Source organism: Paenibacillus sp. Soil750 (assembly GCF_001428045.1).
GTDB lineage: Bacteria > Bacillota > Bacilli > Paenibacillales > NBRC-103111 > Paenibacillus_E > Paenibacillus_E allorhizoplanae.
In genome coordinates this window covers 34,510-51,626 of sequence record NZ_LMSD01000044.1, presented here as the reverse complement: position 1 = coordinate 51,626, position 17,117 = coordinate 34,510, and the positions used below count along the sequence as shown (strand labels likewise).

Sequence of the window (17,117 nt, the reverse complement as noted above, 5' to 3'; positions counted from 1 at the left end):
AGCCCATGAGAAAACCAGGGCTATTCCAGATAAACATTGCTGTTTTAGGGAGATAGCCCAGGTTATCCATAGGTTCTTTCATCCAGCGTTACTTTTTGCCGTTCGTCTTCAACCACGCGTCAAGCTGCTTCTGACGCTCAGCTACAATCACATCGGCGCCGGCCTTCTTCAGTTTTTCTTCATAGATAGGCAAATATTTCTCCGTATCGAGCGTACCCGTTGCAAGAGCGGCATAGTACTCGTCGTTAACCGCCTTGACGTTCGCCGTTTCTGTCTTAACAGGATCTGTATTGAAGACAAATCCGGTGAGTGGGGAAACTTCGCCTTCCGCGTTAACTTTCGCCGTCTGTTCCAGCTTGTCAGCCGGTGACCCTTCTGGTAAATACTCGTTGATGATGCTGCCGAAAATCCAGTCCGTATTGGTGAAGTAGCCGGCATCTTGATTAATTTTGATGAAATTTCCAGTTGTCTTCGTATAATGTTTGCCTTCAATACCGTAAACGAGTGTGTTATACAACTGCTTATCGGTGTTTACCAGTTCCAGGAACATCATTGCTCTCTCCGGATTTTTGGATGTCCGGCTGATCGCATTCAGGGTGCTGGCCGCACCGCTAAAGACTGCCTTAGCAAGCGGGACGAGTACAACGTCGTTGCCTCCATTCGCCGCCTTGAACTCCACCTCGGAGCCCGGCTTGCCAGTAAAGTCGAACCATACTGCCGTGGTGCCTTTGTTATACGCGTCTGCTGCATTTTTTAACGTAGCAGCGTCTTTATTAATGTAGCCTTTCGAGTACCAAGAGTTCGCTAACTTAAAATTGGTTCTCATTTCATTCGTTACATCAGGAAGGACTTTGTAGGTCGAGTCATTCTTGTAAACCGGACCTTTTGGATCGATGTTGTAAAGGAAGCCGGTATAAAAGCCGCGTGTGGTGCCGAAAGGAACGATCCCTGGTTCGTTATCTTTAATCTGCTTCAGGAACGGCTCGATGTCTTCCATCTTCTTGATGCTGGTGGGGTCCAGTTTATACTTATCTGCAAAACGCTTCTGAACGACTAGCCCCACGCGGGTGGCCGAGATTTGGTAGTTTGGTACTGCATAGATTTTGCCGTCCATCTTCGCATCGTTCCAGAACTTCTCTTCCATCGTTTGGTAAAGCTTCTGTCCTTGGCTCTTTAACAGATCGTCAATCGGCTGGAAAACACCTTTTTTCTGATTCTGATCGAACTTAAACAGCCAGTTTGACGTCCAGATAATATCTGTCACTTCGTTCGCAGCCACGATAGTGTTCATTTTTTGCTCGTAGGTACCGAAGTCGATCGGCATCAGCTTAATCGTTGCGTTGATTTTCTCTTGCGTAATCTTATTAACAGCATCATTTACCAACTGTAGGTCAGGATTTGCCTTGTTCTGCGGGTAATACCAGGTCAGCTCGACCGGGTCAAGCTTCTTAGTCACCGGCGCTGCCGATGCGGACGGAGCCGCACTGCTGGACGGGGAAGCACTGCTTGTGGAGTCTGAACTGTTTCCGCAACCGGTTACTGCGATGGCAAGAGCGGAGCTAAGTGCGAGTGTGGACATCCACCTAAAACGTGATTTTTCTCTGATGATCTTTTTCAATGAAGAAACCTCCCTTAAAATGATTTTCAAGCTGACATATGAAAGCGGATGTGAAAAGCCGATTTTTGATTCCCCTTCGTTCCCCTCCTTCCCGGCTTTGCTCATCCGGATGCTTGCAACTTATCCTTTAATGGCACCGATGGTCAGTCCCTTTACGAAAAACCTTTGGAAGAACGGGAATACCAGCAGCATTGGACCGGCCGATAGAACGGCAACTGCGAATTTAGCCGATGTCTTCGGAAAATCCCCCATGTCAACATTAAGCGATACCATGGCCGTGGCGAACTCGGGACGCGACGTGATGAAATCAAGCGTATTCATGGTCCTCACTAGCAATAGCTGCAGCGGCACCAGTTGCTCATTGTTGATGAACAGAAGCGCGTTGAACCACTCATTCCAATAGTTAAAGAGGATAAATAATCCCAGCGTAGCCAGCGCCGGCTTTGAGAGCGGAAGAATCAGCTTCGTGTAAATTCGCCACTCGCGTGCTCCCTCCACCTTCGCCGACTCGATAATTTCGGTCGGGATTTTCGCCATAAACCCCTTCATAATTAACACGTAGAAAGGGCTAAGCAATCCCGGTACGATAAGCGCCCATATTGAATTTTTCAAGTGCAGCAACTGGGTAATCAGAATGTAGAACGGCACAAGACCGCCATTGAACAGCATCGTGAAGAACACGTAGAACGACGTCAAACGCTGCAATCCGTAATCCTTCCTCGACAGCACATACCCCATCGTGGAGGTCAGAATCAGACTGATGCATGTGCCGATAACGGCGACGATGATCGTCACGCCGTAGGCACGAAGGATAGTGTCCGGCGTTTTCAGAAAGTAGTGGTACGCCGCAGCGCTGAACTGTTCTGGAATAAGGCGAAAGCCATTATGCAGAATCGACTGCTCATCAGAAAACGAGATAACGATCACAAGGGTGAACGGAACGAGCATTGCGATCGTAATCAGGATGAAAACGGCATGAATGATGAGCTGACTCCATACCGCTTTGGACTGTTGGAATAGCACTGAATATTTCCTCCTTAGAACAGAGAATTGTCCTCATTTATTCGTCTTACGATTAAATTGGCGGTGACAACCAGAACGAAGCCAACGAAAGACTGGTACAAGCCGACGGCCGAAGCCATACTAACGTCAGCAATTTCGCTGAGCGCCCGGTAAATGTAAGTATCGATAATATCTGTCGTCGCGTACGTCATACCGTTATTGTTCGGGATGAAAAAATGCAACCCGAAGTCACCTCGGAACATGTTCCCGATACTGAGGATAAGCAGAATAATAATCAGCGGCGTCAGCTGCGGTATCGTAATATTCGTCACCATTTGCATCCGCTTTGCTCCGTCGATCCTGGCCGCTTCGTACAACTCTCCGTCAATCCCGAGGATGCCGGCGTAATACACCATCGCTGAGAAGCCAATCGCTTTCCATAAATGCACGATGTTTAGAATGTAGGGCCAATACTCGGCTTCGAAGTACCACGAAATTTTTTCCATACCGGCTGAAGCCAACCAGCTGTTAATAAACCCGTTGTCGTGATCAAGGAATGCCAGCGTGATGTAACTCATGACCACCCACGATAGGAAAAAGGGCAGAATTAACGCGGTCTGATAAATCTTGAGCCATCTTTTCGCAATTTCATTGAGTAGAATGGCTACCGTGAGCGCTGCGATCGTAGTTAGCAGCATGTAGCCCAGGTTATATAGTACAGTGTTGCGGGTGATACGGAATGCCGTTTCACTTTTGAACAGAAACTCGAAGTTCTTAAATCCGATCCATTCGCTGCCCAGAATCCCCTTGTCATACCTGTAATTTTTAAAAGCGATCACGACCCCGAACATCGGGATGTACGACATGATAAAAATATAAATGACTGCGGGGAGCGAGAGTGTAAACAGTTCGATGTTCCTGCCGAAAAACCGGATTGACTTCTTGCGCCTCATTGGATGTCTTCCTCCTTGCCTGTAACAATTTGCTTGGCTTGCTGCCTGAGATCAAGATAGCTGAATTTTCATCTATAAAACAGTGCAAAAACTGTACTTTTGTCGCCACATCGAGTAAACGATCTGTATTTTACTAACTGAAGTCCTTGCAGTCTACAGAATGCAGCGAGGGCTCAAACATCGAGACCGCCAGCGGAAACGTCAAAAAGGCCGAGAACCGCCCGGTGTGGGTTACACCGTCGTTCTCAGCCTTCCCTATATAGGCTTGGGGGTCACTTCTTCCCCTTCGTCTTCAGCCAGTCGTCTAGTTGTCTTTGTTTCTCGGCGCGTATCCTTTCACTGCCGGCCTTATTCAACCTCTCTTCGTAAACCGGCAAATACTTCACTGGATCGACCGTTCCAGTAGCGAGCGCTGCATAGTACTCGTCGTTCACTGCTTTCACATTGGCCAATTCCGCCTTCAAGTCCTCCGTTTGAAAAACAAAGTCGTAGTATGGGGATACTTCCGCCTCTTCGTTGATGCGAACGGTCTGTTCGATCTTGTCTGCTGGCGCCCCTTCTGGTAAATATTCATTGCGGATATTGCCGAATACCCAATCCGTGTTCGTGAAATACCCAGAATCCGAAATCAGCTTGACATAGTTGCCGCCGGATCGTGTATAGTGCTTTCCTTCAATCCCATAGACAAGCGTATTGTATAATTGTTTATCGGTGTTCACCAACTCGAGCAGCTGCATCGCTTTGTCTGGATGCTTCGACGTCCGGCTGATCGCGTTCATGGAGCTGACAGCACCGGTGAAAGACGGCTTCGCCAGCGGAACTAGTACGACGTCGAAGCCACCGTCGCCGGCCTTAAACTCTGCCTCAGAGCCGGGTTTTCCCGTAAAATCGAACCAAACGGCAGTGTTACCCTTATTGTAGACATCCGCCGCATTCTTCAGCGTAGCGGCGTCCTGATTAATATATCCTTTGTCGTACCAGGCGTTAACCATAGCAAAGTTCTGCCTCATCTCCGGCGTGACATCGGGAAGTACTCGGTTGGTCGAATCGCGCTGGTAAACGGATACTCGCCAGTCGATGCCGTAGATGTGGTTCGTGAAGAAGCCTCTTGTCGTACCGAAAGGGACGATCCCTGGCTCCCCTTCCTTCACCTGCTTCAAGAAAGGCTCGATATCGTCGATTTTGCGGATCGCACTTAGATCGAGCTTGTATTTATCGACGAACCTCTTCTGAATGACCAAGCTCGGGCGCATAGCGGCAATTTGGTAGTTCGGCACGGCTAGCTGTTTGCCATCTAGCTTACCATCGTTCCAGAATCGCGAAGACATCGACGCCTGCAGCTTCTGTCCATAGCGAGCAAGCAGCTCGTCCAGCGGTTGGAACACACCTTTCCTAGCATTGGTGTCCCATGGGAACAGCCAGCTCGAGGTCCAGACAATATCCATCGTATCGCTTGCCGCCACAAGCGTATTCAACTTCTGCTCGTAGCTCGCGAAATCGACTGGTTGCAGCTTGACGCTCGTATGAATTTTATCCGCGATTAGCCTGTTCACTTCGGCATTCACCAGCTGCAAGTCGGCATTTGCCTTGTTCTGTGGGTAATACCAGATCAACTCGTCCAGCTCGGTGTCGCCATCGCCATCGGCCAGCTGCGATTTCGTGCATCCGCTCATGACGAACATCAAGAAAATGAATAAGCTCAGAACCGTAAACAACATAATTCGATGTCCTGGAAACGTGCTAAGGTTTTTCCCGACGTTTATCTTGTTCAAGGCCATTCTCCCCTCTCCAACTCCGATCTCCTATACGCTATCCTATTATAACCTGATCTCATGGGACAGACATATACTAGATTAATAAAGCCAGAAAGGGGGATTACGCCACAATTGAATCTCCTCCTCCAATTCTTAGAAGATTACTCTCAACGCGTGTTTCAGAAATTGTTAACATTCTGTCCGTAACATAAATAAACTGCCAGCATGCTGGCAGCCTATTCAAACCTCAAAGTATTGCATGTAGTCCTGATAGATAAACAAACATAATCATGCGTTCAACACTTGTCCGTCTATCAAAAGTCTTTCACGGAGCTTGGCGTAATCGATCTCCTGCACGGCGCAGCCTGCTTCCAAGGCGAGCGCCGCTGCGGTTGCAGCAGATTGCCCGAGTATCATGAATACGGGCTCCATACGAATCGAACCATAGGCAATGTGAGAGGAGGACAGACAAACCGGTACGATCAGATTCGAACATTCCTCGCCTTTGGGTACGATAGAGCGATAGGAAATCGGGTAAGGTCCACTAGGACTGATCTCTACATTGCCTTCATTGACGCAACGTCCATCCAACACAATTCTTCGGCAGTTATGGGAATCCATGGTATAAGCTGCCAGACCAATGGAGTCTTCCGCCACTGTATACTTACGGCAGTGATGCTCAGTCATCACGACTTCGGCAATCATTCGGCGTCCTTCCCTTATATAAAGCTGGTGCGGCCAACCGCCTGTTTCTTTGAACTCGTCAGCAGGCAGTCCCCACTGGCGCGCTTCAGCACGAACATAAGAAGGGACCGATTCATCGTTGGCGAGAAAATAGAGCATACCAAGATTATAGTTCACATGGTCCTGAAAAATAGCCTCACGCGTGACATAATTCCCCTCCGGCCAATGATAGTTGGCCCCGATATGATCGGTGCTGAAAGCGCCTCGGTTGTTGAGATCGGACTTACCCCTAGGCATAATCTTATTCAGCTGCATGGCATCCCATACACCGGAATTAATGTACCTCAATAGCAATGCAAATCGGTCGGGGTTGTAATTCGGCGGCTCAGGGAATGCGATCCGGTTGTCTGGAACATTCGTCAAGCATATACGGAAATTGTATGCTTGGACGGTACGATCACCCTGTCCTTGGTAGCCTGGCGCTTCATCGCTGATACCCGGAAGCAGCCCGCTGTCCGGCTTCCCTTCTATCCTGTATGGATCGGTCCAGGCATAGAAATTATGCTTCGGATGTCCAAAGTGAATGCCGTTTAAAGTTTCTCTGTATACCGAGTTCGCTTCCCGGCCCACATGATAAGACACACCAGCCCGAGCAAACAGATCACCTTCGTAGGTAGCGTCTATAAAAATAGAGGCTGTAAAGGTATTGCCGTTTTCCATCCGTATGCGGACAATCCTGCCGTTCTTCATTTCCACCGAGTCCAGATGCTGTTGGTAATAGACAGGCGTCCCCGCACGTTCTAACCATTCGTGAAAAATCGCTTCCGCAATATGCGGCTCAAAGGCCCATGCAGCTCCATCCGGCTCATCGCTGCCATAATGTTTGCCGATTGTGCGGTAAAATTCCCGAGAAATGCCTCCGATTGCTTCTTTGTTTCCAACATCGGTACGACCTAACCCGCTTGCTGTCATCCCTCCCAGGTGCGTGCCGAACTCGGCTATAACAGGGCGGAGCCCCATCCGACTTGCTTGAACGGCTGCAGCTATCCCCGCAGGAGTAGCACCATAAATGCATAAATCCGCTTCGATATGCTCCGGCTCTTTAGCAGCTGTCTGCTGTGCATAATAGTTTAGTTTACTGAAATCAGTCATCTTCTTTATATCTCCTTATCCCCTAGGGTTCTATCTATAAGAACTGCGACTGACTTCATTCTTCGCAGCTTAAAACCATCCACCTACAAATCCAACGATATCCCAGTTGCCGTCCGTTCGCCCCTTTAAGGTGATTGAATCACCGGGATTTGCTGATTCGAGTTCGCCCTTGAGACCAGAAGGGGTCCTGATCGACGATCCGGACTGCGGCGTTAGTTTAATCAGGTAGGGTGACTCAATAACTACCGTAAATTTCTGTCCCTTTTTAGACTGTGGCAGTGTGAACGCTGAAATGCTGGAAGTGCCTGCATTGGTAAGAACATGTCCGTTGGCACCAGGGTCAATTGCTGCTACGGACGCCAGTGTCATCTCAGGCATCGGGTATAGATCTGCAAACACCTGATCTGCGGTTGGATCTACATACAACAGACGCTGTGCGCCCCCACTTGCCGTGCAGTTGACAAACCTGATATTACGAATGGTTTCTGAGCCATTTTTCTTAACCGAAAATCCGCGTGCAATCAAAGGCACTGGTCGCTCTTCGATCGATGCACATTCCACAAAATCTACATTGCCGATGGCTGTTCTTGGAAACTGCGGTACAGTCGTTACAATGAATGAAGAACCGTAACCATAGGGGTCTTCAGGTGCGTTTACCGTATTACAATTTACCGCTCTGCAGCGTATGAAGGACACTTTAATGCTTTCTGGGGAGCTTGATAATACCGAAAACCCAGCGTACTGCTCCTTTTCCGCCATGCAATCGATAAATTTCACCTCGCCCTTGACCGCATTCGCTCCTTCCGCGCCATAATTGACTGAGCTACCGAAGGAATTGCTTTTGGTTCGGCAATGCTCAAAGGTAATATCAACACGCTCATTGGCAGCAGTCATCCGATGAAGAGTCACGAGAAAGCCACGCCCGACATTGCCCTCAGCAACGCAATCCACAAACCGAATTTTTTTCAAGACATCCTGGCCTGAATTGTTGTTGGGCTCGATATCGACACCACTTTTCGGTGCTGTGCCGGTCGTGTTCGTGAATCTGCACCTCTCTACCAGCAATCCGTCCACGCTAATAACGGAAAGACCCTGCCTGCGATTATTATTAGCTACACAGTCCCGCAAAACAACGTCCTTGCAATAGGGTTGAGACGCCTCGTAATTACCGATATAGAATCCATCCCCACCGCTGTCGTTGGCATGAATCCCTTCGATGACAATGTTTTCCGATCCGCTTATATCGAAAATATGTGCCTGCTCTCCGGAGTTGTAAGCAGGTTTGTTCATCTGCAAGGTAGCTCCGTTGCCGATGATATGCACATGTTTCGCATTCTTAATTCGGATCAGTCGCTCGTAAGGTGATTTTCTGTTTAAACTATCAATTGCTTGGATGACGGTACCAGATTCACATTCGATGACTATGTTGCTCGGCACGATCAGTTGACTGGTCAAATAATAACCGACACGCTGCTTCGGGATATACAGCTTTTTACCGGCAGCGGCGTTAATGGCATTCTGCAAAGCTTGTGTTTCTACAGTTACACTGTCACCAATAGCGCCGAACCAGGATAGCAGAATGGTTTCGCTGATTATTCGCTTAAATCTTTTGCCACGTGTTGTAACGACTACTGTTCCGGTATTGTCTACCGAAGTCGTATCTGCGCTGTCGAGTAGAAAATAACCTTCCTTCCCCGCATCCGTCACATAATAAGCAGCCTCAGGGAGCAGATCAGCGGATGTTCGCAACCCGCTCAACGACACGGACAAGCACATGTCGATATTGCGTAAATCGGTCAGCATTAATTTTTGGCCTAACGGACCGTATACGTTTTCCGTAACGGATGATTTCGCTTCCGCTACACCTTGAAACCTAGAGTTGAGCAGGCCCCCTGTGGCAAAAGCTACTCCCGCCGCTCCAATTGATGCTAGCAGCTTCCTACGATTAATCCTCATCACTGACGTACCTTCTGTGGAAACTTCCGTAATTTCATCATTTGGATTTGTCTGTTGGTTACTCATACCTAAAACCCCTCCCAGAAATATGTTGGATTAGCTTCCATTATTAAGCTGGCGTGACGGATAGTTGACCTGCATCGGTAACTGTCACTATAAATACGCTTCCATTTGGCGATTTCAGCTTTAGTGACGAAGCACTTAGCGCTCCGGCAGAGCCAATCGGTTCCCATACACCGGGAGAGCCGTCGGAGACGCAAATCCAGCCTACTGGTGACAGTGTGGAAGGCTGAACGTTCCACAGGATGGAACCGCGTTTCCATGTTCCCGTAACAGGTAAGGCTGTAGCCCATCCCGATATCATATCCTTCGACTGTATTTCAGGTGATGTCCAAACCTTCAGATTCGCAGCCCCGAATACGGGAATCCCCGTGCCTGCGAACACGTTTCCAGCTGTAATCCGAAGGTCTGAGCCCACTGCCGGCGTATCGATTTGAACGCATTTCCCCGCGCACTCCGTCACATTGCCGTCGAATAACGTCTCCGTCACCACGCCGCCAAACCAGTATCCAACACTGCCAATATTGACCAACTGATTGCCGGTGATGAGATGACGACCTGTCGCCTGGGGCCCTGCAAACCGGACGGCTCCATTCGAAGAATTGATATCCTTAATCAAGTTGTCTTTGAATTGAACGGAAGAGCAGTTGGTAAATGAGACGGCTATTGCTCTTGCCGACTCGATCCGATTGCCAGCGACGATCGGAGCTTCTGAATTCGCGATATTCCAGCCAGATGCACCTGTCGCATAATCGCGGTTTCCGCTGATTTCAAGTCCCTTGGTCACATTGGAGCTTTGGATCATGCGAGCGTCGGAGACAGACCCGTAAAAATCGTTGTCCTTGATGGTCACCTGCACGGTGATTGCCGGAGCACTATTACAGCGGAAGAAATATCGCGCTTGGCCCTTATTTCCCGTAATTGTTATCCGTTTGTTCGGAGAAGCCGTATTAGGATTGTAGGAATTAATGAAATAAATTTCGCTATAATACTCGTTCTCTGTAATCCAGATATCCTCAACGATATCCGAGCCCGTAGAGGAGCTATTCGGCTCCAAGTCAATGGTGGCAACATACGGAAAGGAATCCTTGATCACATTGCCTTCGATCCACACTTTTCGGCCGGAGACGACAGCGACTGCACATCTTCTTGGATTGCTGAGTACGTTGTCGCGTATATGCACATTCTCGCTGGGAGCAATATAATCGGAGCCAATATAGACACAGTCACCGTAAGGTGCAAGTAAGACATTGTTATGAATAAATACATTGACGGAATTGGCGATCCTGACAAGATGCGACTGCTCGTTGGCTGTGCCGGTTGTGTAACCGCCATTCAGGTAAAGTCCTGTGACATGGAGTCCTCCGCCCAGATAATTATGAATTTGCAGCATGCGTTTCTGCTCAGACCCATCGGAACCGTCCATTCGGATTTCCGGCATACCAATTCCGATCATAGAAGCCGTCAGCGAGACAGAACCACTCAGCTTATAGAAGGACGTCGTCTTGGGGACAATCATCGGCTTACCGGTAGCTGCAGCGGAACGGAAGGCATCCGTGTCATCCGTAGTTCCATCTCCGACTGCGTTGTAGTCAAGAACATTTACCCAACCTGGATCGCAAGTTTCCAGTAGTGCTAACCCTTGCTGCTCGTACACATTCTCGGTCACAGAACTGCCTGCCGCTGCTGCCGGCGTTCCTAGTAAACTCATCACCATTCCTCCGGCTGCTGCCGTTAAACCAGCCGTTCCTAGTACGGCAAGCAAGCTTCTCCGAGTCATCTTACGGGCTTGGCCGGTTTCTTCCTCTTGCACGGGTAATTCCAACTGGCGCTGAGTATCGATCTCTTGAAGTTTGACATCATGGAGCTCTGAATCCTTCATCATAATCCCTCCTACATGGTAGATATTCGGAAATATGTGGTTCGACTCATAGGTGTACAATACTTCTTGCTTCGGCTTACATACTCGTCTTCCCGCTAACCAGATATGGGCTGCGAATCTAATAGTAAACAGGCGGTTAACGCAGCGGACCAGTGAAAATCGCGGATCACGTCAATTTTTCTTCGTATATCGTATTGTTGCAGAGGTGGACCTTTCCGGCTGCAAGCAAGCGGTGAAGTCTTGGCTTCGGCATCGAAATATTCAAAAATGACGCCATGCCGCTCATACCAGGACTGCACAGCATCAATCGTTCGCTCCGCCAGTTTGTTGGCTTCCTGCTCTTTCCCCTGCTTGCGCAGACCCGTAATAATCAGATAATTCGTGCTGATCCACACCGGCCCACGCCACATATCCGTGGAGTACGTAGGCTCGGATACAGCCGTGCTGGGAATAGGCAATGGCGTACCAAAGTGCTGTGGATCATGCAGCATCGCGAGCAGACGCTCTGTCCTTGTTTCCGGTAAATCCTCAAGCAGCATCGGCATAAAACCGCTTACCGCCTTCACCTTCGACATGCTTCCGTTCATGGCAAGATCATAATAAAATCCGTCTTCCTCGTGCCACAGTTTACTATGTATGCTTGCCGACATGGCAGCTGAACGACGGGACCATAACAATGAACGCTCATGGTCTCCCAGCTCTTCAGCAATACGCGACATATATGTCATATCAGCAGCTGCATAGGAAGAAAAATCCACAGCGTCCAGCTGCGCCGCCTCATCGAATCGAGGTGAATTATCCATGCCGGATTCGCCGGATCGGCAGAGTGGATTTCCCTCGATCATCCATTCCAGCAGACCATTTTGATTATTATCTCGGTGTGTGAGGACCCATTCCATATAAAGCTCCAAACGGGGCAGTGCATAGGACAGATCCGTCCAGCGCTTCGTAAATCGGAAGTTCTCCCAAACACCCCATGCCAATATGGGAGGCTGAGTAATCGAAGAAACCGTGCCGTCCGCTCTGCTCATATGCGGAATCATCCCATCCTCTAGCTGAGTCTCGAGCACACTCTTGAGAAACATCCAGGAAGTATCGGCATGAATCCTGTTCATGGCGAAGGAATGAAATACCGAGTCCCACAGCCACATGGCTCTGTGGGGTACACGATCAGGAGTCGACCAAATCTGGCCGATTGACGCCTCAGCAGAAAGGGTATTCACTTTCATGATACTTAAGCATTTTTTAAGCAGCCTGGCTCTTGCAGGATTTCGAACCACTGGCAACTGAGCATAGGGGTTCAGTCTTTCCTTCATCACTTGATGTCGATCTAACAGAATGGCGTCAACTGCGCGATTTGTCGCTTCGGCTGCATTCGTCCCGAAGGCCAATGCCCAGGATCGTTCATCCGCAGCCAGCAGAAGCGCAATGACATCCCCCTTACCAACATCCTCTGTGATTGTTAATTGTCCTCCATTGGAGAGATTCTCAGTATGCATTGTCAGCCCGTTCCTGTTCTCAAGCCCGTCGTCCACGAATGCTAGAGCCACGTCTCCATCTTCTGGCAGATGACCAATCAACGTATGCCAAGCTGCATACATCATCATTATCTCTCCCCTATCCGTTTCGGATATGAGCACGTCCCCTGTAGCGATCCGCACTTTACCGAAATCGGCAGTTTGAAGCTTAAGCAGTCGACGCTCTGGCGTATGAATAAGCAAATCATAACCTGCCGACCCTACGGTTGCGACGAATTGCGACCGGGTGTCGGTTTCGCCATCAAACCCTGAAAATGCAAACAGAGCTCCCTCTCCCCAAATATCGGGCATATTCGTCCAACCAGATGCTAGCGAATCAGGCCCCATCTCATTTCCCTCCTTTTTTCCTTATTCTTCATTCCGGGCGGCCATTCCGCCGAAGAATAAAGCATTTCAGTCATCCTTTTAACCCCGCAGATGCTACACCCTGCACGAATTGCTTCTGGGCGAAGAGAAACACAATCAGAACCGGAAGAAGCGTAATGACGGAACCTGCCATAATAATCGTCGTCTTATTATCCACCTCATTGCGCAGAAACAGGAGTCCAAGTGGCAGCGTATACAGCTTTTTATCCTGTAAATAAATAAGCGGCTCAAGCGTACTGTTCCATGAACTGATGAAGGTAAACACAGCTAGGGCCGATAAGGCAGGCTTTGTCAGCGGAACGTATATTTTATAAAAAATGGTCCAAGGATTCGCTCCGTCGACCCAAGCTGCATCATACAGTTCCTTCGGAAGCGTCTTGTAAAACTGGTGCATCAGAAAGATGCCGAAGGCGCCTCCCAGAAAGCTACGCAGGTAAAGCGGATAATACGTATTTAGCATACCTAGTTGTTTCCATATAAAATAAGTAGGAATCATGGTGACTTGCGATGGCAGCATCATCGTGCCCAGCATTGCCAGAAAAATAAGGTTGCGTCCTTTAAATTCGAAAAAAGCAAGCCCATAAGCGACGATTGCGCAAGAGGCAACCATGCCAACCATATCAAGCACAGTAATTAATACGCTATTCATCGCGTATCGTACAAAATTAACCTCGACCCAAACTTTATAATAATTGCTCCATTCAATCGGATGTGGCCATAATTTTGGCGGCAACGTTAGTTCATCGCCCGGTTTCATTAATGATGTAGTGAGCATCTGCATAAAAGGAACCAGCATGAACAGCATGCCGCCGATCAAGACGATATAAGCGGCCCACTGTAGACCAAGCGATTGTTTACTCATAGTGGACCCACCTCTTCTCCATTTTTTTCTGAAATAACGTGACCAGCAGAATGATTGCAAATAATCCCCACGCCCATGCGGATGCAGCGCCCATCTTCGCGTTCAGGAACGCGTCCCGGTAGATCAGAATGTTCGGAACCATATTCCTGTCATGAATGGAGTTTATGTCGCCCTTCTCGCCAAGCATGACCAGAAACACATCAAATGCGTGAAACGCCGAAATCGTCGAAAGGATCATGACCATATAAACCATCGGGGATACGAGTGGTATCGTAATTTTCGTGAAATATTTCCAGCCGTTGGTACCGTCAATCCGGGCGGCTTCCATGATTTCTTTGGAAATGTTTTGCATACCTGCGAGAAGCAGCACCATGGAATATCCGGCACCTTTCCAAATATTCACGATGGCGATTGAACCGATGACCAACCACCACTTTTCACTCCGGACCCAATTTACCCTGTCTAGACCCAAAGAATCCAGCATCCAATTCAGAATCCCGAACTCGTTATTGTAAATCCAAAGCCAGACCAGCCCTCCTGCAACCCATGGCGTAATGACTGGTAAGAAGTAAATCAGCCGAAAAAACGTTTTTCCACGAATTTGCAGATTCAACATGTAAGCCAACAGCAAGGAGACCAACGTCTGACCCGGTACGAACAGCAGAGCGAAGTAGAACACATTGCGCAGTGCCAGCCAGAACACGTCATTTTTCACCATTAACGACCAATTTCTCAAACCGATCCAATGCGGCGCGTTGAACAAATCCCATTTCGTAAAGGTTAAATAAAACGAGAAGAAGAATGGGAACAGAAAGAAGACGGCCAATTGTATGAGAAAAGGGAGGGTGAAGCAGAAGCCCCACCAGCCTTGTTTGCGCATCGTAACACCTCATTCGACCGGACCTGAAGTCCGTACTTATTTATTCTCGTCCAAAACGGATTGCACTTTTTGCTGGATTTCCTTCGCTCCATCAGTTGGCGCTTTCTTGCCATCGAGGATATCATTCAGGATCGGGGTTGCCGCTGCGCGCCATTGATTCCAGGAAGGATTCTCATCCAGCGTGCCTCCAGCCTCCTCGACGCCTTTCGTAAAAGCTTGCTTATTGGCCGGCTTGCTGCTCGACTTCTCGAGAGCTACGAGCGCGGTTTTCTTCACAGGAAGGCTCGCTCCGCTTTCGGAAAGAAACGTCTGTGCTTCGTCGCTCAAATAATATTTGAGGAATGTCCACGCCGCTTCCTTCGCTTCCGGTTTCGCCTTGGAGTAAATCAGCCATTGGTTGACGACTGTAGGAACGAAGCGTTTGCCGTCAAAACCGATGGGAACCTTGACGACATCCCAATCCAGATCAGGCTTGTTCTTATTCAAGTTGACTTGACCAGAATATTGCAGGAACGTCATCGCCGTTTTTTCGCTTTGAAAATAATTCTGATTCGTTTGCATCTCTCGGGTCGGGCTGATTTTATCCTTAAGGATCGTATCGGCCCAACGCGTCAAGCCTTCGACAGTCTTGGGATCACTGAATGTTGCCTTCGTCATGCCCGCATCAAGCGCTGAGCCCCCGGTCGATTTGATCCAAGGAATCCAACCCTGAGCAATAGAGCTAGCCGTCTGGAAACCGTAAATATCCGTTTTTCCGTCACCGTCCGTGTCCTTCGTCAACTTCTTGGCCGCATCAATCATATCCTGGAAAGTCCAGTTGTCAGTAGGGAAAGGAACATTGTTTTGTTGGAAGATTTTCTTGTTATAAACGAGTGCGTTCGGGTTGACGCCATGCGGAATGCCGTAAATTTTACCGTCTGGTGTCTTGGCGGACAGCAGGGATTCGATATAATCCTCCGTCTTTAAGTCCCGTTTAATATAGGGTTCTAGATTTTCGGCAACGCCTCGCGTCCCGTAACCAAGGATAACGGCATTTTCCTGAAACCAGATATCAGGCGCGTTATTACCCGCGATATTCGTTACAATTTTAGTTGTAAAATCAGCCCAAGGCGCTTCTTCGATCTGAAGCTTGATGTTGGGATATTTCGCTTGGAAGCCGTCGATGATTTTTTTACTTGTGATGTCATAGCTGCCTGGCAAGCCGATCTTTAAATTAACTTCTTTCGGAATGTTCGATGTTACACTTGAGCTAGATGGACTGACCGCAGGGGTATCCGTAGTGGTTTCTGAGGAGCAGGCTGCAGCTGAAAAAGCAATCAAAACTGATGCGGATACAAGTTTGAACATTTTCATACAAAAACCTCCCTTTTGAGAATGGACGAATGAATTTGCTAAGATCTTGCATGTTACACGTGTTCGTAATTGAACGAACTTAAATGCGTCCCGTAGATTGGCGCACATTCATTTCGCATTTGATCTCAATATCTGCCTTGTCTTCTTGTCCTTGCCCCTCTTTGCTCCCCATTATTTCTAATGCCAGCACGGCCAGCTTCCCGATAGGAGGACCGATCGTTGTAACTGGAATCTCCATTCTTTCCATTTCCGGAATATCATCATAAACGATCAACGAGTAGTCGTCGGGCATACGAATCTCCCTGTCTCTGAACAACTTGATCAGTCCGAAGGCGTAAGATTGGTTGTCGACAATAAAGGCCGTTGGTCTATCGGGACTGTCCAGCAGTTCTGCAACACGCTTCTCCGGAAAGGAATCCCCCTCTTTGGCGGCAATCACGTAATGCTCATGGTAATCCAGTCTCTGTTCCAGAATTCCTCTAGTGAAACCCAACTGTTTCTCGTAGGAGTCCCCGACGAAGGTAATTCTGCGGTGACCATTAGCCGCCAAATAACATACGGACTCATAAATGGCTCCGCTTCGGTCGACGCTGATCCGGTGCGTCCCCTCTAAGGTGCCGCCTCCCATCAGCAGCATTCGCCCTTGAAAGAGCTCCTTCTGCTTGATGAAAGCCATATCCGGCTGCCAACCTGGAGGACTCCAGAAGATGATCCGATCGACGAAATGCTCGTTAAATGCACGAAGTCCTCGAGGCGGATCAGCCAGCGAGATCATCACATCCAGTCCACGCCTAGCGGCTTCATGCTGAATCTGCAGGCTGAGGTGATGAAAGAATAGCGCTTCTGATTTCGGCCACAGTAAGCCTATGGTCTGCGTCTGCTTGTCAGCCAGTCTTCGTGCCGCCTGATTGGGGATATAGTTCATCTGTTCGGCTATATTGACGATTCTTTGACGGACTGCATTGCTGACCCCCGGAGATCCGTTCAACGCTTTCGATACGGTGGGATGGCTCACTCCTGCTGCACGGGCGATATCCTTAATGGTTACTTTCATGGA

12 protein-coding genes are annotated in these 17,117 nt (G+C 48.7%); all 12 read right to left on the bottom strand.

Annotated features, from left to right (window positions below; genetic code table 11):
* Nucleotides 1-88: 88 nt before the first annotated feature.
* Nucleotides 89-1,579 (bottom strand): ABC transporter substrate-binding protein, encoded by a 1,491-nt coding sequence (locus tag ASL11_RS34460; RefSeq protein ID WP_063795783.1) that lies wholly within the window; start codon nucleotides 1,577-1,579, stop codon nucleotides 89-91.
* A 159-nt stretch (nucleotides 1,580-1,738) separates the two neighbouring features.
* On the bottom strand, nucleotides 1,739-2,641 hold the full coding sequence (locus ASL11_RS34455; RefSeq protein ID WP_056625695.1) for a carbohydrate ABC transporter permease: 903 nt from the start codon (nucleotides 2,639-2,641) through the stop codon (nucleotides 1,739-1,741).
* 14 nt (nucleotides 2,642-2,655) lie between these two features.
* Nucleotides 2,656-3,573 carry an ABC transporter permease gene (locus ASL11_RS34450; protein WP_056625692.1) on the bottom strand — a complete coding sequence of 306 codons (918 nt, stop codon included), beginning with the start codon at nucleotides 3,571-3,573 and terminating at the stop codon, nucleotides 2,656-2,658.
* Nucleotides 3,574-3,845: 272 nt separating this feature from the next.
* Complete coding sequence (locus tag ASL11_RS34445; protein WP_162261693.1) at nucleotides 3,846-5,345, bottom strand: ABC transporter substrate-binding protein; 1,500 nt, start codon at nucleotides 5,343-5,345, stop codon at nucleotides 3,846-3,848.
* A gap of 270 nt (nucleotides 5,346-5,615) precedes the next feature.
* On the bottom strand, nucleotides 5,616-7,163 hold the full coding sequence (locus tag ASL11_RS34440; protein WP_056625687.1) for an FAD-dependent oxidoreductase: 1,548 nt from the start codon (nucleotides 7,161-7,163) through the stop codon (nucleotides 5,616-5,618).
* 69 nt (nucleotides 7,164-7,232) lie between these two features.
* Nucleotides 7,233-9,185, bottom strand: coding sequence for a right-handed parallel beta-helix repeat-containing protein (locus tag ASL11_RS34435; protein WP_056625684.1), 1,953 nt, complete (start codon nucleotides 9,183-9,185; stop codon nucleotides 7,233-7,235).
* A 43-nt stretch (nucleotides 9,186-9,228) separates the two neighbouring features.
* Complete coding sequence (locus ASL11_RS34430) at nucleotides 9,229-11,064, bottom strand: right-handed parallel beta-helix repeat-containing protein (protein ID WP_157257155.1); 1,836 nt, start codon at nucleotides 11,062-11,064, stop codon at nucleotides 9,229-9,231.
* Nucleotides 11,065-11,156: 92 nt separating this feature from the next.
* On the bottom strand, nucleotides 11,157-12,926 hold the full coding sequence (locus tag ASL11_RS34425) for an amylo-alpha-1,6-glucosidase (RefSeq protein WP_056625677.1): 1,770 nt from the start codon (nucleotides 12,924-12,926) through the stop codon (nucleotides 11,157-11,159).
* 70 nt (nucleotides 12,927-12,996) lie between these two features.
* Nucleotides 12,997-13,827, bottom strand: a complete 831-nt coding sequence (locus ASL11_RS34420) for a carbohydrate ABC transporter permease (RefSeq protein WP_056625675.1) — start codon at nucleotides 13,825-13,827, stop codon at nucleotides 12,997-12,999.
* A complete protein-coding gene (locus ASL11_RS34415) occupies nucleotides 13,820-14,707 on the bottom strand; it encodes a carbohydrate ABC transporter permease (RefSeq protein ID WP_056625672.1) in 888 nt (295 codons plus the stop codon). Before ASL11_RS34415 ends, ASL11_RS34420 begins: the two co-directional genes overlap by 8 nt.
* A gap of 36 nt (nucleotides 14,708-14,743) precedes the next feature.
* Nucleotides 14,744-16,060, bottom strand: coding sequence for an ABC transporter substrate-binding protein (locus ASL11_RS34410; RefSeq protein ID WP_056625669.1), 1,317 nt, complete (start codon nucleotides 16,058-16,060; stop codon nucleotides 14,744-14,746).
* Nucleotides 16,061-16,139: 79 nt separating this feature from the next.
* Nucleotides 16,140-17,114, bottom strand: a complete 975-nt coding sequence (locus ASL11_RS34405) for a LacI family DNA-binding transcriptional regulator (RefSeq protein WP_056625667.1) — start codon at nucleotides 17,112-17,114, stop codon at nucleotides 16,140-16,142.
* Nucleotides 17,115-17,117 lie beyond the last annotated feature (3 nt).

What these genes read in the sequence shown, in the direction of transcription:
- ASL11_RS34435 (WP_056625684.1), bottom strand. Translation starts at nt 9,185, where the DNA reads ATGAGTAACCAACAGACAAATCCAAATGATGAAATTACGGAAGTTTCC.
- ASL11_RS34450 (WP_056625692.1), bottom strand. Translation starts at nt 3,573, where the DNA reads ATGAGGCGCAAGAAGTCAATCCGGTTTTTCGGCAGGAACATCGAACTG.
- ASL11_RS34460 (WP_063795783.1), bottom strand. Translation starts at nt 1,579, where the DNA reads ATGTCCACACTCGCACTTAGCTCCGCTCTTGCCATCGCAGTAACCGGT.
- ASL11_RS34440 (WP_056625687.1), bottom strand. Translation starts at nt 7,163, where the DNA reads ATGACTGATTTCAGTAAACTAAACTATTATGCACAGCAGACAGCTGCT.
- ASL11_RS34425 (WP_056625677.1), bottom strand. Translation starts at nt 12,926, where the DNA reads ATGGGGCCTGATTCGCTAGCATCTGGTTGGACGAATATGCCCGATATT.
- ASL11_RS34430 (WP_157257155.1), bottom strand. Translation starts at nt 11,064, where the DNA reads ATGATGAAGGATTCAGAGCTCCATGATGTCAAACTTCAAGAGATCGAT.
- ASL11_RS34410 (WP_056625669.1), bottom strand. Translation starts at nt 16,060, where the DNA reads ATGAAAATGTTCAAACTTGTATCCGCATCAGTTTTGATTGCTTTTTCA.
- ASL11_RS34420 (WP_056625675.1), bottom strand. Translation starts at nt 13,827, where the DNA reads ATGAGTAAACAATCGCTTGGTCTACAGTGGGCCGCTTATATCGTCTTG.
- ASL11_RS34415 (WP_056625672.1), bottom strand. Translation starts at nt 14,707, where the DNA reads ATGCGCAAACAAGGCTGGTGGGGCTTCTGCTTCACCCTCCCTTTTCTC.
- ASL11_RS34405 (WP_056625667.1), bottom strand. Translation starts at nt 17,114, where the DNA reads ATGAAAGTAACCATTAAGGATATCGCCCGTGCAGCAGGAGTGAGCCAT.